Origin of the sequence: Janthinobacterium sp. GMG2 (genome assembly GCF_033949445.1) — a bacterium.
GTDB lineage: Bacteria > Pseudomonadota > Gammaproteobacteria > Burkholderiales > Burkholderiaceae_D > Janthinobacterium > Janthinobacterium aestuarii.
Window position 1 is genome coordinate 1,194,018 of record NZ_JAXAWA010000001.1, and the last position, 19,673, is coordinate 1,213,690.

General features: G+C 65.3%; 17 protein-coding genes. 15 read left to right on the forward strand and 2 right to left on the reverse strand.

Going from position 1 to position 19,673, the window contains the following annotated elements; translation table 11 throughout:
• Positions 1 to 25: 25 nt before the first annotated feature.
• The 10 genes from SKZ59_RS05345 (at position 26) to SKZ59_RS05390 (ending at position 13,741) form a co-directional block, all read left to right on the forward strand.
• Complete coding sequence (locus SKZ59_RS05345) at positions 26 to 1,150, forward strand: hybrid sensor histidine kinase/response regulator (protein ID WP_175444550.1); 1,125 nt, start codon at positions 26 to 28, stop codon at positions 1,148 to 1,150.
• Positions 1,147 to 4,533, forward strand: a complete 3,387-nt coding sequence (locus SKZ59_RS05350; protein ID WP_319991014.1) for a PAS domain S-box protein — start codon at positions 1,147 to 1,149, stop codon at positions 4,531 to 4,533. The genes SKZ59_RS05345 and SKZ59_RS05350 overlap by 4 nt, the downstream gene beginning before the upstream one ends.
• A 46-nt stretch (positions 4,534 to 4,579) precedes the next feature.
• Positions 4,580 to 4,978 carry an MAPEG family protein gene (locus tag SKZ59_RS05355; protein WP_319991015.1) on the forward strand — a complete coding sequence of 133 codons (399 nt, stop codon included), beginning with the start codon at positions 4,580 to 4,582 and terminating at the stop codon, positions 4,976 to 4,978.
• A 116-nt stretch (positions 4,979 to 5,094) separates the two neighbouring features.
• Positions 5,095 to 6,765, forward strand: a complete 1,671-nt coding sequence (locus SKZ59_RS05360) for an ATP-dependent DNA helicase RecQ (protein ID WP_319991016.1) — start codon at positions 5,095 to 5,097, stop codon at positions 6,763 to 6,765.
• A gap of 90 nt (positions 6,766 to 6,855) precedes the next feature.
• Complete coding sequence (locus SKZ59_RS05365) at positions 6,856 to 7,896, forward strand: ligase-associated DNA damage response exonuclease (protein ID WP_319991017.1); 1,041 nt, start codon at positions 6,856 to 6,858, stop codon at positions 7,894 to 7,896.
• Positions 7,889 to 9,520 (forward strand): ATP-dependent DNA ligase, encoded by a 1,632-nt coding sequence (locus SKZ59_RS05370; RefSeq protein ID WP_319991018.1) that lies wholly within the window; start codon positions 7,889 to 7,891, stop codon positions 9,518 to 9,520. Before SKZ59_RS05365 ends, SKZ59_RS05370 begins: the two co-directional genes overlap by 8 nt.
• Positions 9,521 to 9,527: 7 nt before the next feature.
• Positions 9,528 to 11,993: a ligase-associated DNA damage response DEXH box helicase gene (locus SKZ59_RS05375; protein WP_319991019.1), complete on the forward strand. Its 2,466-nt coding sequence runs from the start codon at positions 9,528 to 9,530 to the stop codon at positions 11,991 to 11,993.
• On the forward strand, positions 11,990 to 12,676 hold the full coding sequence (pdeM, locus tag SKZ59_RS05380) for a ligase-associated DNA damage response endonuclease PdeM (protein WP_319991020.1): 687 nt from the start codon (positions 11,990 to 11,992) through the stop codon (positions 12,674 to 12,676). The genes SKZ59_RS05375 and pdeM overlap by 4 nt, the downstream gene beginning before the upstream one ends.
• 205 nt (positions 12,677 to 12,881) lie before the next feature.
• On the forward strand, positions 12,882 to 13,244 hold the full coding sequence (locus SKZ59_RS05385; protein ID WP_046686239.1) for a KGG domain-containing protein: 363 nt from the start codon (positions 12,882 to 12,884) through the stop codon (positions 13,242 to 13,244).
• Between the two features lie 230 nt (positions 13,245 to 13,474).
• Positions 13,475 to 13,741 (forward strand): hypothetical protein, encoded by a 267-nt coding sequence (locus SKZ59_RS05390; RefSeq protein WP_319991021.1) that lies wholly within the window; start codon positions 13,475 to 13,477, stop codon positions 13,739 to 13,741.
• Positions 13,742 to 13,756: 15 nt separating this feature from the next.
• Here the strand turns inward: SKZ59_RS05390 and SKZ59_RS05395 are convergent, their stop codons facing one another.
• Positions 13,757 to 14,350, reverse strand: a complete 594-nt coding sequence (locus SKZ59_RS05395; protein WP_319991022.1) for a DUF2239 family protein — start codon at positions 14,348 to 14,350, stop codon at positions 13,757 to 13,759.
• An 83-nt stretch (positions 14,351 to 14,433) separates the two neighbouring features.
• Positions 14,434 to 14,931, reverse strand: a complete 498-nt coding sequence (locus SKZ59_RS05400) for a pyridoxamine 5'-phosphate oxidase family protein (protein WP_319991023.1) — start codon at positions 14,929 to 14,931, stop codon at positions 14,434 to 14,436.
• A 262-nt stretch (positions 14,932 to 15,193) separates the two neighbouring features.
• On the opposite strand from SKZ59_RS05400, the gene SKZ59_RS05405 reads away from it, so the two are divergent.
• Genes SKZ59_RS05405 through SKZ59_RS05425 form a run of 5 tightly spaced genes read left to right on the forward strand, consistent with a single transcriptional unit; the run spans position 15,194 to position 19,672 of the window.
• On the forward strand, positions 15,194 to 15,847 hold the full coding sequence (locus SKZ59_RS05405) for a PepSY-associated TM helix domain-containing protein (RefSeq protein WP_219327517.1): 654 nt from the start codon (positions 15,194 to 15,196) through the stop codon (positions 15,845 to 15,847).
• Between the two features lie 31 nt (positions 15,848 to 15,878).
• Entirely contained in the window at positions 15,879 to 16,394 is a 516-nt protein-coding gene (locus SKZ59_RS05410; protein ID WP_070303571.1) for a DUF2271 domain-containing protein, read from the forward strand.
• Positions 16,395 to 16,404: 10 nt separating this feature from the next.
• Positions 16,405 to 17,229: a DUF4198 domain-containing protein gene (locus SKZ59_RS05415; protein ID WP_219327516.1), complete on the forward strand. Its 825-nt coding sequence runs from the start codon at positions 16,405 to 16,407 to the stop codon at positions 17,227 to 17,229.
• A 26-nt stretch (positions 17,230 to 17,255) separates the two neighbouring features.
• Positions 17,256 to 18,296 carry an FAD:protein FMN transferase gene (locus SKZ59_RS05420; protein ID WP_319991024.1) on the forward strand — a complete coding sequence of 347 codons (1,041 nt, stop codon included), beginning with the start codon at positions 17,256 to 17,258 and terminating at the stop codon, positions 18,294 to 18,296.
• A gap of 11 nt (positions 18,297 to 18,307) precedes the next feature.
• Positions 18,308 to 19,672 carry a sulfite reductase subunit alpha gene (locus tag SKZ59_RS05425; protein WP_319991025.1) on the forward strand — a complete coding sequence of 455 codons (1,365 nt, stop codon included), beginning with the start codon at positions 18,308 to 18,310 and terminating at the stop codon, positions 19,670 to 19,672.
• Position 19,673 lies beyond the last annotated feature (1 nt).

Here is a 19,673-nt window from a genome sequence, read left to right on the forward strand (position 1 = left end):
CGTTGCGATGCCTGAAGATGATTCCGTGACCGCACCTATCCATATCCTCGTCGTTGACGACATCGCGCAAAACCTGGTCGCCGCCGAAGCCGTGCTGGCACGGCCCGGTATTGTCATCCTGAAGGCAAGCTCAGGCGCGCAAGCGCTGGAATTGCTGTTGACGCATGAAGTGGCGCTGGCCCTGATCGACGTGCAAATGCCGCACATGGATGGTTTCGAGCTGGCCGAGCTGATACGCGGCAGCGAGCGCACGCGCAGCATTCCGCTGATCTTCCTGACGGCGGCGTCGCGCGAACCGAGCTACAGCTTCCGCGGCTACGAGGCGGGCGCCGTCGATTTCCTCTACAAGCCCATCGACGTGAAGGCCTTGCAAAGCAAGGTGGCCGTGCTGGTCCAGCTGTACCAGCAGAAACGCGAATTGTCGGCCCAGCTCGACGAACTCAAGCATGCCTTGCACCTGAATGAACTGTTCACGGCCGTGCTGGGCCACGACTTGCGCACGCCCTTGTCGGTGGTGATGAACGGCGCCATGCTGTTGCCGATGATGAGCGACCACCCGAAGGTGATCGTCACGGCGCAGCGTATCGAAAGCAGCGCCAAGCGCATGGGACGCATGGTCGACCAGCTGCTGGACCTGGCGCGCATCCGTTCCGGCACGATGGAGTTGCGCAGCAGCACGCACGACTACCTGGCGCTGGCGCGCGCCATCGTCGAGGAATTCGAGACGGCCGGCCAGGCGCCGCTGGTCGAGGTCGGCAGCGCGGGTAATCTGCACGGGCAATGCGATGCGGGCTTGCTGTCGCAAGTCATTTCGAATCTGTTAAACAATGCCATCACACATGGCGAGCCGGGCACGCCCGTGCAACTGGACCTCGATGGACGGGCCGCCGACCATATCGAGTTGCGCATCGCCAATCGCGGCGTCATCCCGGCCGCCTTGCTGCCGACCCTGTTCGAGCCGTTCCAGCAGGCGGGCGAGAAGCGCAGGACGGGGCAGGGCCTGGGGCTGGGCTTGTACACGGTCAACATGTTCGTCAAGGCCCACGGCGGCACGGTCGAGATCAGTTCGACGGCCGCGCAGGGCACGCTGGCGACCGTGCGCATCCCGCGCCAGTGCCAGGTGCGCGTGCAAGCGGGATTGGTTACATGAGCGCGCCAGCCTGGCCGCGCGGCGGCGGCAGCATGGGCGAGCTGGTGCGCCAGCGCGACTGGTCCGCTACCAGCCTGGGCCCGCTCGATGGCTGGCCCGCCCATTTGCGCACCAGCGTCGACATCGTGCTCAATTCGCCGATGGCGATGGTGCTGATGTGGGGCCCGCAGCACGTGATGATTTACAACGACGATTACATCCAGATCGCAGGCGAGCGCCATCCTGCCGCGCTGGGCGGCACGGTGCCGGCCATCTGGCCTGAAATCTGGGACTGGAATGCGCGCATCCTCGAAACGGGGTTGCGCGGGGAAACACAGGTGCACCGCGAATGCTGCTTGCCGCTGTTGCGCGGCGGACAGCGCACCGACGTCTGCTTCGACCTGTTTTATACGCCCGTGCATGGCGACGAGGGCCAGGTGGACGGCGTGCTGTGCACGGCACTGGAATTGACGGCGCGCATGGAAGAAGGGCGCCAGCTGAAGCTGGCCACGGCCGAGCTGGGCAAACTCAACACGACTTTGCAGGCCGAGAGCGAGGCCGTGCGCGCGGCCAACCGCCGCCTGGGCGAGGAACGCGCGCTGCTGCGCGCCCTGTTCCAGCAGGCGCCCAGTTTCATGGCCATGCTGCGCGGGCCGCGGCACGTGTTCGAGCTGGCGAATGAACATTATCTGCGCCTGGTCGGTCACCGCGATCTGCTGGGCAAGACAGTCGAAGCGGCCTTGCCTGAAGTCAAGGAGCAAGGTTTCATCGAACTGCTCGACCAGGTCTACCGCACGGGCGAACCGTACGAGGGACGCCAGGTGAAGGTGGATTTGCAGACGGCGGACGGGCAGACGGGACAGCGCCAGATCGACTTCGTCTACCAGCCCATCAAGGATGACGAGGGCGCGGTCACGGGCATCCTCGTCGAAGGCATCGACGTCACCGAACGCATGGAAGGCGAGGAGCGCTTGCGCCTGGCCCAGCAGGCCGGCGGCATCGGCACCTTCGAATGGTTCCCCGAGACGGGCGCGATGCTGGTGTCGCCCACCTTCCGCCGCCTGTGGGGCATTGCCGACGAGGTGGAAGTGACGGAACGCTTGCTGGTGAGCCTGGTCGATGCGCGCGACCAGCAAAAGGTCGGACCGAGCAAGCTTGCTGTGGCGCCCAATCCCCTCGAATACGTGGAGTACCGCATCCGCCGCCCGGCCGATGGCGCGCTGCGCTGGATCGCGCGCCAGGGCGAGGTGGTGGCAGGCCGCGTGCCGGGCCAGCGCCGCTACGTGGGCGTGTCGTTCGATGTGACGGAGCGGCGCCAGATCGAGGATGAACTGAACGCCAGCCAGGAGCGCATGGCGGCCATTTTCGGCCAGGCCTCGGTGGGCTTGTCCGAACTGGGCCTCGACGGCAGCTTCCAGAGGGTCAACGGCGCCCTGTGCTGCATGCTGGGCCGCTCGGCCGAAGAGCTGCTGAGCCTGAACATGAACGACATCATGCATCCGGCGGACGTGCCCGGCAACAGCGTGCTGTTCCAGCGCCTGGTGGAAACGGGCGAATCGTTCTCGCTGGAAAAGCGCTACCTGAAGCCCGACGGCTCGCAAGTGTGGGTGTCGAGTAATGTCAGCCGTCTGGTTGATGAACAGGGACAGACGCGTTCCTTGATCGCCGTCAAGACGGATATCACGGACCGGCGCCGCGTGGAAAAAGCGCTGCATGAATTGAACGAAACGCTCGAGCACCGGGTCGAACAGGAGGTCGGTGAGCGCACGAAGGCGGAAGACGCCTTGCGCCAGGCGCAAAAGATGGAAGCCGTGGGCCAGCTGACGGGCGGCATCGCGCACGATTTCAATAATGTGCTGCAAATCATTTCCGGCAATTTGCATTTGCTGCAGCACCTGGCGGGCACGGATGGCGTCATGCGCCAGCGCCTCGATACGGCGATTGCCGCCGTCGAGCGGGGCGCCAAGCTGTCGTCGCATCTGCTGGCGTTTGCCCGGCGCCAGCCTTTGCAACCGGTGGTGGCCGACCTGGCGCGCGTGGTGCGCAACATGGATGCGCTGCTGCGGCGCGCGCTGGGCGAAGCGATCGACATCGTGCTGGTGGGCGGCGGCGGACTGTGGAATACCCTGGTCGACCGCGGCCAGATCGAGAACGTCATCCTGAACCTGGCCATCAATGCGCGCGACGCCATGGATGGCGTGGGCAAGCTGACCATCGAGCTGGGCAACGTCGTGCTCGATGAACAGTATGTGCACAACCTGGTCGACGTGCCTGCCGGCCAGTACGTGATGCTGTCGGTGACGGACACGGGCCGTGGCATGAGCGGCCCCGTGCTGCAGCGCGCGTTCGAGCCGTTCTTCACCACCAAGCCGGAAGGCGCGGGCACGGGCCTGGGCTTGTCGATGGCGTATGGCTTTGTCACGCAAAGCCGCGGCCATATCCGTATTTACAGTGAACCTGGCGTGGGCACGGGAGTCAAAATCTATTTGCCCCGTTCCCTGATGGCCGAAGCGGACGAGGAACTGGAATTGAGCGGCGTCGTCACGGGCGGCACGGAAACGGTGCTGGTGGTGGAAGACGACGTGGGCGTGCGCACCACCGTGGTCGACATGCTGGGCGCGCTTGGCTACAAGGTGCTCAAGGCCGAAGATGGCGAAAGCGCGCTGGCCGTGCTGCACAGCGGCGCGCAGATCGACCTGCTGTTTACGGACGTGATCATGCCCGGTCCCGTCAGCAGCACGGAGATGGCGCGCCAGGCGCGCGAGTTGCAGCCCGATATCGCCGTGCTGTTTACGTCGGGCTACGCGCAGGATGTCATCGTGCACGAAGGGCGTCTCGACGCGGGAGTGGAATTGCTCAGCAAACCGTACCGGCGCGAAGAGCTGGCGCGCAAGCTGCGCCACGTGCTGGCCAACCGCCAGCAGCAAATGCGTGCGCGCCAGTTTGAACGGTCCGGCGCGCCGGTGGCTGGCAGCAGCACGTCGGTCAGCATGCTGGGAGGCGGCACGCCGGGGCTGGACTTGACGGGGCATGCGCCAGAACCGCAGGGGGACATGCCGACATCGATGAAGATACTCGTGGTGGAAGACAATCTCGATTCGCAGCTGATGGTGTGCGAACTGGTGGGCATGCTGGGCCACACGGTCAGCGGCGTGTCCGATGGCGAGGCGGCGTGGAAATTGCTCAACGAGCAAGACTTCGATATCCTGTTTACGGATGTCAGCCTGCCCGGCATGTCCGGCATCGCGCTGGCGCGCATGGTGCTGCGCGATAAACCTGATATGCGCATTATCTTTTCCACGGGCTATGGCAAGGAGTCGATGGATGAACTGGGCTTTTCCGCCAGCGTCTTGCGCAAGCCCTATGATTTGCTGGAGTTGCAAGCGGCACTCGACCAACCCTGACGGGCATGCGCCGCACGGCTTGCCTGTCTCATCCACGAGGTAAAGCATGACCCCTGAACTGACGATGCTGGCCTGCACCCTGGTGCTGGCGCTGGTGCAAATCCTCCTGCCCGCGCTGTTCCGCACGTGCGAAACGGGCACGGCCTATAACGTGAGCGCGCGCGATGGCGACGGGCCGCCCGTGGGCAAGATCACGGGCCGCTTGCGGCGGGCCCAGGCGAATCTGTTTGAAACCCTGCCCCTGTTCGCCGCCGCCGTGCTGATCGCCCACGTGACGGCGCAGGAAAGCGCGCTGACCTTGTACGGGGCCGCCCTGTACCTGGCCGCGCGCGTGCTGTACCTGCCCCTGTATGCGTTTGGCGTGCCCGTCGTGCGCACGCTCGTGTGGTGCGTGTCGATTGCCGGCTTGCTGATGCTGTTCTGGGCCATCCTGTTTGCTTCTTGATATCCTACACGGGCTGTAGCAGCCGTCCTATGGCGGCGCGCCAGGCCCGGCCTTAAAGTAATTGCAGCCAGGCGCAAGGGCGTCGGCATGGCGCTTTTACTTTTGGGATGGCAACGATGCAGCTTACTGCGAACAAGTCCGGTCGACACATTCAGCGCCTGCTGCGCTCGGTTTTTGGCGTGGCGCGGCTGCGCACGGGCCAGCAGGAAGTCATCGACAGCGTGCTGGCCGGACGCGACACCCTGGCCATCATGCCCACCGGCAGCGGCAAGTCCCTGTGCTACCAACTGCCCGCCGCCCTGTTGCCGGGCGCGACCCTGGTCGTGTCGCCGCTGATTTCGCTCATGAAAGACCAGCTGGAAAAGCTGCACGAACTGGGCATCACGGCCGTGCAGCTCAACAGCAGCCTGTCGCGCGCCGAAGAGGACGACGCCCTCGCCCGCATTGCCCAGGGCGGCAGGCTCATTATCTTTTGCACGCCGGAACGCCTGGCGATGCCCGATTTCCTGTCCCTGCTGGCCGGCACGCCGCCCAGCCTGGTCGTGATCGATGAAGCCCATTGCATTTCCCAGTGGGGCCACGACTTCCGTCCCGCCTATCTGGAAATCGCGGCCGCCCTGCGCGCGCTGGGCCGTCCGCCCGTGCTGGCGCTGACGGCCACGGCCACGGGCGAAGTGATAGACGATATCGACGCGCAGCTCGAAGCGCGCAAGCTGCAGGTCATCAACACGGGCATCTACCGCGCCAATTTGCGCTACCGCGTGATCCAGGTCACGAATGCGGGAGAGAAACAGGACGAAGTCTTGCGCCTGCTGCGCGAGACGCCCGGCGTGGGCATCGTGTATGCGGCCACCGTCAAGGCCGTCGAGGACCTGGCGGCGCGGCTGGCGGAACTGGGCGAGAGCGTCACGTGCTACCACGGCAAGCTGGCGGCCCGCGAGCGCAAGCAGAACCAGGACTTGTTCATGAATGGCGAGCGCCGCATCATGGTCGCCACCAACGCGTTTGGCATGGGCATCGACAAGCCGGACACGCGCTTCGTCATCCACTTGCAAGTGCCGGCCAACCTGGAAGCGTACTACCAGGAATCGGGCCGGGCAGGGCGCGACGGCTTGCCCGCCGACTGCACCTTGCTGTACTTCCAGGAAGACAAGCGGGTGCAGCAATTCTTTCTGGCCAAGCACTATCCCACGGCGGAAGAACTGGCGGCCATCGTGGCGGCGGCGCAAGAATTGCCTGCCACGTTCGCGTTCGCCGCCCTGGCAGCGCGCCTGCCCGAGTTTTCCGACGGCCACTTGAAGGTGTGCCTGAAACTGTTAAAAGACGGCAAGCTGCTGCGCCAGGACCGCAAGCTCGGCTACCGCTTGACAGCCCAGTCGGCCGCCACGCCTGCGTATGCGCAGCTGTCGCAGATCTATGTCGACAAGCAGGAGCGCGACAAGCAGGCGCTCGAGCAGATGGTGGCGTACGCGCAAAGCGGCCTGTGCCGCTGGAAACTGCTGCTCGATTACTTCGGCGATGCCGGAGATTTCGAGCGCTGCTGCACCTGCGACAATTGCCAGTCGCCGCCCGCGCTGGCCGCGCCCATCAGCCTTGACGAGTTCCCGCCAGTGCCTGCTGAAGCGACACCGCCAGCGCCAGCCGCCCAGATCGCCGTCGGCAGCCGCGTGCGCGTGCCCCGCTACCAGATCGGCACCGTGCTGTCGGTGGCAGGCGACCAGGTCACCATTGCCTTTCCGGAAAACACCACGCGCACCTTCATGGCGGAGTTCGTTGTCCCCGCGTGAAGCCATGGTGCGCTGCCGAACAGTGATCTGGCGCAAGCGCGCTAGAATCAGACCATTCCAACGCGCTTTTTTTAACGCAGGGGGCAGGGTATGGCAGACATGGTGGTGGTGCGCAAGGAAGGCTTGTACTGTGTGCCGGGTCAGTTCTACATCGACCCGTGGCGCCCCGTCGAGCGGGCCATCATCACCCATGCGCACGCGGACCATGCAAGAGTTGGCCATCGGCATTACCTGTGTGCCGCGCCCGGCGAGCAGGTATTGCGCGCGCGCCTGGGCGCCGTGTCCATCCAGGGCCTCGCGTATGGCGAGAGCATCGACCACCACGGCGTGCGCGTGTCGCTGCATCCGGCCGGGCACGTGCTGGGTTCGGCCCAGGTGCGCATGGAAGTGGGCGGCGAAGTGTGGGTGGCTTCGGGCGACTACAAGCTGCAGCCCGACCCCACTTGCGTACCGTTCGAGCCCGTGCGCTGCGATACTTTTATTACGGAATCGACGTTCGGCCTGCCCATCTACCGCTGGCAGGCGCCGCAGGAAATCAATGATGACATCAACCAATGGTGGCGCAGGAATGCGGCCGAAGGGCGCACCAGCGTGCTGTTCTGCTATGCCTTCGGCAAGGCGCAGCGCATCCTGGCGGGGCTGGACGCCAGCATCGGCCCCATCATCTGCCATGGCGCGGCGCAGGCATTGACGCAGGTGTACCGCGAATCGGGCGTGGCCTTGCCCGCCACCGTGATGGTGAGCGACGTGACGGACAAGGCGGCCTTGAAGACGGCGATGGTGATCGCGCCGCCGTCGGCCGCCGGTTCGCCGTGGATGAAGCGTTTCGGCGACTACAGCGACGCGTTCGCCAGCGGCTGGATGCTGCTGCGTGGCGCGCGCCGGCGGCGTGGCGTGGACCGGGGTTTTGTCCTGTCCGACCATGCCGACTGGCCCGGCCTGATGCAAGCGATCACGGCCACGCAGGCCGAGCGCATCATCGTCACGCACGGCTCGATTCCCGTGATGGTGCGCTGGCTGCAGCAGAATGGCTGGCAGGCGGGCGGCTTCGAGACGGAGTATGGCGACGACGAGGCCGATGACGGTGCGCCCGGTGCATCCACGGCAGCGGAGGACGTCGCCCATGCGTGACTTTGCCCGGCTGTATGCGGAACTCGACGAGACGACCTCCACCAGCCGCAAGCTGGCGGCGCTGCAAGCGTATTTTCGTGGCGCCTCGCCGGAAAACGCGGCCTGGGCCGTGTACTTCCTGGCCGGCGGCAAGCCGCGCCAGGCCGTGCCCACCAAGTTGCTGCGCGAGTACGCGACCGAACGGGCGGGCCTCGATGCCTGGCTGTTCGACGAGGCCTATCACGCCGTCGGCGACCTGGCCGAAACCATTGCCCTGATCCTGCCCGCGCCCACCAAACGCAGCGACGTCGGCCTGGCTGAGTGGGTCGAGCAGCGTATCGCACCGTTGCGCGGCGCGCCGCCCGAGACCATCCGCACCGACTTGCTGGCCTACTGGGACGAACTGGAAACGCGCGAACGTTTTTTGTTGATCAAACTGATCGGCGGCGGCTTTCGCGTGGGCGTGTCCAAACTGCTGGTGACGCGCGCGCTGGCCTCCATCGCCGCCGTCGACAGCAAGCTGATCGCCCAGCGCCTGATGGGTTGGACCGATGGCAAGGTCAGCCCCACGGGCGCGGGCTTTCTCAAACTGATCGCCGCGCAGTCGGACGGCGAACATGCGCTGCGCGGCGGCCAGCCGTATCCGTTCTTCCTCGCCCATCCCTTGCAGGCGGAGCCGCAGAGTCTCGGTGATATCGGCGACTGGCTGGTCGAGTGGAAATACGACGGCATGCGCGCCCAGCTGCTGCGCCGCGAAGGCGTGAACTGGCTGTGGTCGCGTGGCGAGGAATTGATCACGGAGTGGTTTCCCGAGCTGGCGCAGTTGGTTTTGCCCGAGGGCACCGTGCTCGATGGCGAAATCCTCATCTGGCAGCCGGGCGACGTGCCGGCGCCATTTGCCGATCTGCAACAACGGATGGGCCGCAAGAGCGTGTCGTCCAAGCTGCTGGCCGAGCTGCCGGCCGTGCTCGTGGCCTACGATGTGCTGGAACTCGATGGCGTGGACGTGCGCCAGCTGCCCCAGCTCGAACGGCGCGCATTGCTGGAAGCGGTGGTGGCCGGCGTCGGTTCTGACGCGCTGCGCCTGTCGCCGCGCATAGCGGCGGCAAGCTGGGAGGCGCTGGCGGCCATCCGCAGCAAATCGCGGGCGCGCGGCGTGGAGGGCATGATGCTCAAGGCCATGTCTGCCGCGTATGGCGTGGGTCGCACGAAAGACGTGGGCACTTGGTGGAAGTGGAAGATCGACCCGTATTCGATCGACGCCGTGCTGATCTATGCCCAGGCGGGTCACGGGCGGCGCGCGTCGCTGTACACGGATTACACGTTTGCCGTGTGGGGTGACGTTGAGGAAGGCGAGCGCAAGCTGGTGCCGTTCGCCAAGGCGTACTCGGGCTTGACGGATGCGGAGATCGGGCAAGTCGACGCCGCCATCCGCAAGACGACGATAGAAAAATTCGGCCCCGTGCGCAGCGTCAAGCCGACGATGGTGTTCGAGATCGGCTTCGAAGGCATCGCCGCGTCCAGCCGCCACAAGGCGGGCATCGCCGTGCGCTTTCCCCGCATCTTGCGCCGGCGTGACGACAAGGCCATCGCCGATGCGGACACGCTGGCCACGCTGAAGGCCATGCTGGTCCAGGCCACATGAGCAAGCGATGAGCAAAAGCGCGCTGGCGCAGCGCATCGATGCATGGTTTGACGCGCGCAGCTGGGCGGTGTTTCCGTTCCAGCGCGCCGTCTGGCGCGCGGCCGCACAGGGACAATCGGGTTTGCTGCACGCGAGCACGGGATCCGGCAAGACGTATGCCGTCTGGTTCGGCGCCTTGCTGCGCGCCGAGCGGCTGGCGCGCAAGGGACGAAAGCAGGGCTTGCGCGTGCTGTGGATCACGCCCATGCGGGCGCTGGCGGCCGACACGGTGCGCGCGCTGCAAGCCTCGGGCGCGGAGCTTGCACCGGGCTGGCGCATCGAGGCGCGTACGGGCGACACGAGCGCCGCGCAGCGGGCGCGGCAGGCGAAGGCCTGGCCCGAGGTGCTCGTCACGACGCCGGAAAGCCTGTCTCTGATGCTGAGCCAGGCGGATGCCCGGGAACGCTTCAGCCTGCTGGAAACCGTGATCGTCGACGAGTGGCATGAATTGATGGGCAGCAAGCGTGGCGTGCAGGTGCAGCTGGCGCTGGCCCGCTTGCGCCGCTGGCATGGCGCGTTGATGACGTGGGGCTTGTCGGCCACCCTGGGCAATCTGCGGCAGGCGCAGGACGTTTTGCTGGGCGAGGAAAGTGCCGGCGTGCTGGTGGAAGGCAAAGTCAAAAAGCGCATCCTCGTCGACAGCCTGATTCCCGTCAACCCCACGCGCTTTCCCTGGGGCGGCCACCTGGGCATCCAGATGCTGCAGCCGTTGATCGCCGAGATCGAGGGCAGCGCCACCACCCTCGTGTTCACCAACACGCGTTCGCAGGCCGAGCTGTGGTACCAGCACCTGCTTGATGCGCGGCCCGACTGGGCGGGACTGATCGCCCTGCACCACGGTTCGCTGGACCGCGAAGTGCGCGAGTGGGTCGAGCAGCACCTGAAAACGGGCGAGCTGAAAGCCGTCGTGTGCACGTCCAGCCTGGACCTGGGCGTCGATTTCCTGCCCGTCGAGCGGGTGCTGCAGGTGGGTAGCGCGAAAGGCATCGCGCGCCTGGTGCAGCGGGCCGGGCGCAGCGGCCACGCGCCGGGCCGCATTTCGCGCGTCACCCTCGTGCCCACCAACAGCCTGGAATTGCTGGAAGCGGCCGCTGCCCGCACTGCCCTGGCGCAAGGCCACCTGGAAGCGCGGCCCGTGCCGGACAAGCCGCTCGACGTGCTGGTGCAGCACCTGGTGACGATTGCGCTGGGCGGCGGTTTCCAGTCTGCCGAGCTGTACGCGGAAGTGCGCGCGGCCTGGTCCTACCGCCACCTGACCCCGGACGAGTGGCAATGGGCGCTCGATTTCGTCGCGCGCGGCGGGCAAAGCCTGACCGTGTATCCGGAATACCGCAGAGTGCTGCCGGGCGAGGAGGGCGTGTACCGCGTGCCGGACGTGGCGCTGGCGCGGCGCCACCGCATGAGCATCGGCACCATCGTCTCGGAGGCGGCGATCCAGGTCAAGTTCCTCGGTGGCGGGCGCATCGGCAGTATCGAGGAATCATTCATCGCGCGCCTGAAGCCGGGTGACCATTTTCTGTTTGGCGGGCGCATCCTGGAATTCGTGCGCGTGCACGAGATGACGGCCTACGTGCGGCGCGCCACGGGCAGCCGCGGCGCCGTGCCGCGCTGGCAGGGCGGCAAGATGCCGCTGTCGTCGGAACTCGCGCATGCCGTGCTCGACCAGTTGCAACTGGCGCAGGAAGGCAAGGCCAGCGGGCCGGAAATGCGCGCGCTGGCGCCGCTGCTGGCCATCCAGCAGGCATGGTCGAGCCTGCCCACGTGCGCGGCCCTGTTGGTGGAGACCTTGTCCAGCCGCGAAGGCCACCACCTGTTCGTGTATCCGTTTGCGGGACGCTCCGTGCACCTGGGCCTGGCGTCCCTGCTGGCCTACCGCATCGCGCGCGTGCAGCCGGCGACCTTGTCGATCGCCGTCAACGATTACGGCTTTGAATTGCTGGGCGCGGACGACATCGATTTTGCGCCGCTGTTGTCGGGGGCCAGCGGCGCCGACCTTGCCCTGTTCAGCACGGACAATCTGCTCGAGGACGTACTGGCCAGCCTGAATGCGACGGAGCTGTCGCAGCGGCGCTTCCGCGAAATCGCCCGCATCGCCGGCCTCGTGTTCCAGGGCTATCCGGGCCAGCCAAAAAGCGCGCGCCAGTTGCAGGCCTCGTCCTCGCTGTTTTTTGAAGTGTTCCGCAAGCACGATGCGGCCAATCTGCTGCTCACGCAGGCGCAGCGCGAAGTGCTGGAACAGGAACTGGAATTGACGCGCCTGCGCGCCACCTTGCGCGAGCTGCATGGACGGCGCATTTCCCTGCAAGCGCTGGAGCGGGCATCGCCATTTGCCTTCGGCCTGATGGTCGAGCGCTTCCGCGAACAGCTGACGACGGAAAAGCTGTCGGACCGGGTGGCGCGCCTGGTCAGCGCGCTGGAAAAGGCGGCCGCATGAGCGGCCAGCAAGCGCACTGCGTGGTGGAGCTGGCTGGCGAGATAGTCTGGCTGCTGGCGCACAAGGCCATCTATTGGCCGGCGCGCAAGATGCTGGTCGTCGCCGACATCCATTTCGGCAAGGCGGCCGCGTTTCGCGCGCTGGGCGTACCCGTGCCACGCGGCACCACGACGCAAAACCTGCTGGCGCTCGACAGCTTGCTGGCCAGTTACGCTTGCGAGGAAATCGTCTTTCTCGGCGACTTTCTGCACGCGCGCGCCGCGCATGCGCCCGCCACCGTGGCGGCCATGCTGGCCTGGCGTGCGCGCCATCGGGACGTGCGCTTGACGGTAGTGCGCGGCAACCACGATGCGCATGCGGGCGATCCGGCCGCCACGCTGCGGATACGCATGGTCGACGAACCGCACCAGGTGGGCAAGCTGTCGTTTTGCCATCATCCGGATACGGTGGCGCCCGGCTACGTGCTGGCTGGCCACGTGCATCCCGTGTTCCACTTGCGCGCAGCAGGGACGGGACGACATGGGGGGGGCTTGCGCCTGCCGTGTTTCCTGCTGGGGCAGGAGCGTGCCATTTTGCCCTCGTTTGGCGCTTTCACGGGTGGCCATGCGGTGCGGCCAGGAGCTGGCGAGCGCGTCTACGTGACGGCGGACGCGGCGATTTTCGCCCTACCCGCTAACTGCTGAGTGTCTGGTACTTTTGGTGGAAAACTGAAAGTAACTACGCTACCGTAGGCGGGACTCATCCTACATGCGCTCTTGCCATCCTCCTATTTCTTGTGGCCCATGCGCGCACTAAGATGACGGTTCCCTTGCCATGCGAGGGGGAAGATTTGCATGGTTTGCATTGTTTTTTGCATTGTTTCTGATTCCATCGATCAAGGAGATCATCATGGCCACATCGAGCGACAATAAACAGCAAGGTAGTAAAACCAGTAGCAGCAGTAGCAGCGGCGGCAACAAGCAAAGCGATACCAGCAAACGGGGTTTCGCTTCCATGGACCCCGCCCAGCAGCGTGAAATCGCCAGTGAAGGCGGACGTGCCGCGCATGAAAAGGGCACGGCCCATGAATTCACGTCCGAGGAGGCCCGCCGCGCAGGCAGCCAAAGCCACAAGAACGATGCCAACCGGCAAAGCGCCTCCAGCTCCAGCGGCTCGCGCGACAATGCCAGCATGAACCAGGATGGCGGCCGCGACAGTGGCAACAAGCAAAGCGGCGGTTCGGGCTCCAGCTCGGGGTCGCGCAACAAGTAGTGACTGGCAAGCAGTAGCACGTTGCAAGTAGCAATGGGCCCTGGCCGGCGGGAGGCAGGCACGCCGCTGGCCAGGGCCGCGCTTGTTTGGCTACCGCTGGCTAGCGAAAATTTTGATGCATTGCAGCAGGCATGGACTATGATGAAATAGCTGCGCGGGCCACGGCCCACGCGCAGTCAACGCAGTGAAAGCAGTCAATCCGCACTCACGTACTCACGATCAGGGAGAAGATGATGGGCAACTCCACTACGCCGCAGCCCGGCAATAGCCAGGGCGGTGCGCCGTCCATGGCAGGCAGCAAGCAAAGCATGGCCGAGTCGGGCGAAAACTTTGTGCTGGTCGATAGCGAGCAAGGCCTCGATATCGGCGACGATCTGTTTTCCATCGGCGAAGTGCGGCGCGCCGACCGCTTGCCCCATCACCAGGCCGGCTCCGCCGGGCAGAGCCGGCAGAGCGCCGACGATGCGCCCGATACCACAGGCAGCACGGGCGTCTGATCTTTCCACCGTCGCTTAATCTTCAGACCATCCCCGCTGAGCCAGCCGCGAGACGTGTTCGCGCACATCGGCTGGCCAGTCCTGCACGCATGCGAGGAACTCCGGCTGCTTGCCGGCGAACAGGGCGCGGCTCGCTTCCTCGAAGCCGGGCGCGTCGCCGGCCAGCGCATTCATGACCTTATAGGCCGCTTCGCGTGCCTGGCGCTGCTCATCGTGCGCCTTGTTGCCGCGCTGTGCGTGTTCCACCAGTTTGCGCAAGGCCACGGAAGCACCACCCGGCTGCGTTGCCAGCCATTCCCAGTGACGCGGCAGCAGGGTGATTTCGCGTGCCACCACGCCCAGCTTCGGCCGGCCCGCCGTGCGCGCGGGAATCTCTTCCTGCGGCGCCGGCGTGGCTGCACGCGGCAGGCGCTGCAGCACATCGGCCAGGCTGCCATGCAGGTTCAGGTCGACCTGGCTGCCGCTGGCGTCGTCGAAGATCAGGATCTGCGCATCGGGTTCGCGCGTCACCAGTTCCTTCAGTGTTTGCGCCACGGCGTGCAAGGGGCCGGCGGCCACTTTGCGTTTGCCGGCGAAAGCGGTGAGCTCGGGTGTTGCGGGGGTATGCATGTTTGCCTCCATGGGGGAATGAGGCAATTTTACCCGGGTTAAATTGAAAGTCAATAACACCCGGGTAAAATAGGGTAAATCTGCTACAGATCGACCCGGCCGTGTTCGCCCATATCCTTCGGCGGCTCGCCCGTGATAGCGGCCTTGGCCATTTCATAGAATTGCATCATCTTGCTGGCGCTGCTATCCCAGTATTCGGCCGACTGTATCGTCACCTTGATCAGCGACAGCTTCGGATCGTCGAGTCCGCCCGGGAACCAGGCTTTCACCAGCGGGTTCCACAATTCCTCCGCCTTGGCGCGGTCCTTCAGCAGTTGCGCGTGGCCGCAGACGGATACATACAGGCTGTCGCCCGTGTCGACAAAGCTGACGTTGACTTGCGGATTGTTCAGCAAGTCGCGCGTGTAGGCGGCATCGTCCGAGACAAAAAACCAGATTTGCCCTTCGCTGTCGACCTGCTGCTGCGTCAGCGGCCGGCTGGTGAGCGTGCGCATGTCGTCGCTGGTGGTCAGCATGCCGAATTTGACGTCCTTGATCTTGGCCGCGATGCTGGCCATTTGTTCGCTGGAATACTGTTGCATGGTTGCTCCCTTGATGGTTGTCCTGAACAACAGCATAGGCGGGTGCGGCACGCGGTTCTGTACGGCAGCTTACGTAGCAGACCAGCTTTGTTTCAAAGCTGTTACAAAACGCTAGCCCGGCGGGGCGCCCCATGTATTGACTTAATAAATGATAATCATTATCATTTGTTTGAAAATATGAGCATGCACTTTGATTGAAGGATGGGAATGAAGCACACTGACTTGTCGCGCCACCTGGCCCGCTCCTTGCCGGGAGCGATTGATGGGTAATGCGGGCGCCGCAGACAAGGCCAGGAACAACGCCAGCCGCGCCGTCTGGCTGAAGAATTTGCATCAATGGCACTGGATCAGCTCGGCGCTTTGCCTGCTGGGCATGTTTTTGTTCGCCATTACCGGCATCACCCTGAACCACGCCGGCCAGATCGAAGCGAAGCCGGCGATCACGCGCCAGAAGGCGGAGCTGCCGGCGCCCCTCGTCACGGAACTGGCCGCCTATGCCGTCAAGCACGATGGTGCCAACGCACCGATGCCGGCCGCCGCCGAAGCCTGGCTCCAGCAGCAATGGTCGCTCAATGCGGGCGGGCGTCCCGCCGAATGGTCGGTCGACGAAGTGTATCTGCCGCTGCCCAAGGCGGGCGGCGACGCCTGGGTGCGCATCGGCCTCGAAGACGGGGCCGCCGAATATGAATTGACGGACCGGGGCTGGGTGTCCTGGCTCAATGATGTCCACAAGGGCCGCAACACGGGCGTGGCCTGGAGCTGGTTCATCGACATCTTTGCCGGTGCCTGCATCGTGTTTTGCCTGACGGGATTATTGATTTTGAAGTTCCACGCGGCCAACCGGCCATTTACCTGGCCGATGGTGGGCCTCGGTATCTTGATACCTTGCGCGATCGCCTTGCTGTTTATCCACTGATGTTTTTATTTTTCCTTTTTACAGGCACACCATGAAATTACGCTACTCCCTGGCGCTTGGCCTTCCCCTGATCGGTACGTCGGCGATGGCTGCCGACCTGTCCCTCAAGATTGAACTGCCGCAACTGAACGTGGCGGAATATCACCGTCCCTACGTGGCGGCGTGGCTGGAAACGGCGGACCAGAAGGTCGTTGGCAACCTGGCCGTGCTGTATGACGTGAAAAAGAAGGACAAGGCCGGCGAAAAATGGCTGAAGGACATGCGTCAATGGTGGCGCAAGAGCGGCCGCGACCTGGCCATGCCTGTTGACGGCGTCAGCGGCGCCACGCGCGCCCCCGGCGAACATACCTTGACGTTCCCCGGCGCCAAAGCCTTGCTCGACAAGCTGCCGGCCGGCGAATACCAGGTCGTCGTGGAAGCGGCGCGCGAAGCGGGCGGACGCGAACTGGTGCGCGTGCCGTTCCAGTGGCCGCTGAAATCGGCCCAGTCCGTGCCTGCCAAGGGCAAGGAAGAACTCGGCAATGTCGTCGTCCAACTCAAACCATAAGGCGCACATCATGTTCAAGCAATTCAACAAAACCCTGATCGCTGTGGCCCTGGCCGGCCTGGCCATGAACGCCCACGCCCATCGGGGCTGGATGGTGCCATCGAGCACGATGGTGGAAAGCAAGGACGCCTGGGTGACGGTGGACGCCGCCGTCTCCGACGGCCTGTTCGAGATCGACCACCAGCCGTTGCGTCTGGATGCGCTGCAAGTGACCGGTCCGGATGGCGCGAAAGTCACGCCGGCGAACACGGTCACGGGCCGTTTGCGCAGCGTCTTCGACGTGAAAATGGAAAAGCCGGGTACGTATAAAGCGGCCATCGTGTCGCAAAATGTGATGGGCAGCTACAAGCTCAATGGCGAGCAGAAGCGTTTCCGCGGCAATGAAGAGACGTTCAAGAAGGACGTGCCGGCCGACGCGCAAGAGCTGAAAATCACGCGCACGGCAGCGCGCCTGGAAACTTTCTTCAGCAATGGCGAAACGAGCACGGAAGTGTTCAAGCCGACCGGCGTGGGCCTGGAATTCGTCCCCGTGACGCACCCGAACGACTTGCGCGCGGGCGAAAAAGCCACGTGGCGCTTCCTCGTCGATGGCAAGCCGGCGGCGAACCAGGCCTTCAGCCTGGTGCCAGGCGGCGTGCGATACCGTGGCGTGCTCGGTGAAATCCGCCAGAGCACCGATGCCAAGGGCGAGATCACGTTCACTGTGCCGGCGGCCGGCATGTATTACCTGAGCAGCACCTGGCCAGCGGCCGCACCGGCCGTGGCCGGCCAGCCGCCGGTGATGCCCGAGCGCCGCATGACGTACGCGGCCACCGTGGAAGTGCTGCCGCAGTAAGCGGCGGCATCCTCACGAGAGCGCCGATGCGCCGGGTCCTGCTGCCGCAGCATATTTCCGATCAGGCCGCGCCGCGCGGCGCCGCGATCCGGGACTTGCGCGGCTTGTCCATGGGCACCAGCTGGTCGGTGCGCCTGCTCGAGTCCGCCATGCCGGGACGCGCGGGCAGCGCCGACTTGCAGCAGGGCTTGCAGCAGCAGCTGGACCTGGTCGTCGCGCAAATGAGCCACTGGAACGACGAGTCCGACCTGGGCCGCTTCAACCGGGCCGGGCCAGGCAGCTGGCACAGCCTGCCCGCCGCGTTTTGCGAGGTGCTGGGCTTTGCCATGCACGTGTCGCAAGCGTCGGGCGGTGCGTACGACCCGTGCGCGGGCGCCCTCGTCAATCTGTGGGGCTTCGGTCCCCGCCATCGCTACGATGAACCGGGCTTTTTGCCGCCGAAAGGCGATAGCGTGGCGCTGCTGCTGGCGCAAGGCCAGCGCCGCCGCCTGGAGCTGGACTTGCCGGCCCGCCGCGCGCGCCAGCCGGGCGGCTTGCAGCTCGATTTGTCCGCCATCGCCAAGGGCTATGGCGTGGACCGCCTGGCCCGCTACCTGGACAGCCAGGGCATCCACCATTACCTGGTCGAAGTCGGTGGCGAGCTGCGCGGCGCCGGCAGCAAGCCCGACGGCCAGCCGTGGTGGGTCATGCTGGAACAGGTCGATGGCGCCGCCGATAGTGCCGATCATGCGCAGCATCCGGCGGAAATGCTGCTGGCGCTGCACGGCTTGTCCGTGGCGACGTCGGGCGACTACCGGCGTTTCTTCGAGGACGGCACGGTGCGTTTCTCGCACACGATCGATCCGCGCAGCGGCATGCCGATCGCCAATCAACTCGCTTCCGTCACCGTCGTGCACGAGCAATGCATGGCGGCCGACGCCTGGTCGACGGCCCTGACCGTGCTGGGTGTCGAGGCCGGCATGGCGCTGGCGGAAGAGCAGGGCCTGGCCGCGCGCTTCCTGCAGCGCGACGGCCACGGCTACCACGAAACGCTGAGCAGCCACATGCTGGCCATGCTCGACGAATGAACGATTAATCCATGATTTTTACGCAAGATACGACGCGGCTGGCCTTGCTGGCCGCCCTGTCCCTCAGTTATGCGGGCGTGTGCCTGGCGCCCTGGCTGCGCGCGCGCGCCAAGCGCCGCACGTCCGACGCGGCCAAGGCGGCGCTGGCCAACAGCCGTCCCTGGCTCGTGGCGTATGCGAGCCAGACGGGCAATGCCGAGGAACTGGCCACGCAAACGGCGCAGAGCCTGCAGCTGGCCGGCATCCCCGTGCGCCTGTGTGCGCTGGCGGAAGTGACAGCCGCTGATCTGCAACAGGCGGAACGGGCCTTGTTCCTGGTCAGCACGTATGGCGAAGGCGACGCGCCCGACAATGCGGCTGCCTTCATGGGCCGATTGATGACGGGTGAGATTGCGCTGCCGCAATTGCACTATGCCGTGCTGGCCCTGGGCGACCGCAGCTATGGCCAGTTCTGCGGTTTCGGCCGCTCGCTCGATGCCTGGCTGGCGGCGCAGGGTGCGTCGCGTCTGTTCGAGCGCATCGAAGTCGACCGCAGCGCCAGCGCCGCCATCGAGCAATGGTTCCAACACCTGAGCCACCTGGCCGGCACCAGCGACGCACCGGACTGGAGCGCGCCCGCGTTTGGCGACTGGCGGCTGACGCAGCGGCGCCACCTCAACCCTGGCAGCGCCGGCGGCGCCATTTATCACGTGGAACTGGCGCCCGTGGCCGGCGCCTTGCCGGAGTGGCAGTCGGGCGACCTGGTGCAGGTGACGGCGCCCGCCGACCCATCGCAGCCGCGCGAATATTCGATCGCCTCGATCCCGCGCGATGGCGGCGTGCACTTGCTGGTGCGCCAGCATGCGCATCCCGATGGCAGCCTGGGCCTGGCCTCGGGCTGGCTCACGGCGCAGGCCAAGGTCGGCGACGTGGTGCAGCTGCGTTTGCGCCAGCACCGGCGTTTCCGTCTGGAAGACAATGCTCAGCGGCCATTGATTTTGATCGGCAACGGCAGCGGCATCGCCGGCTTGCGCGGACATTTGAAAAGCCGCGTGCTGGCAGGGCAGCGGCGCAACTGGCTGATCTTTGGCGAACGCCATGTGGCCCACGATTTCCATTATCGCGAAGAAATTGAAGGCTGGCACGCCAGCGGCGACTTGCCGCGCCTGGACCTGGCGTTTTCGCGCGACCAGGCGGAGCGGACCTACGTGCAGGACCGCCTGCGCGGCAATGCCGATGAGGTCAAGCTGTGGCTGGAGCAGGGCGCGGCCATCTATATTTGCGGCAGCCTGGCCGGCATGGCGGGCGGCGTCGACCAGGCGCTGCAAGAGATCCTGGGCCGGCCCGCGCTCGATGCGCTGGCAGCTGAAGGGCGCTACCGGCGCGACGTGTATTAAT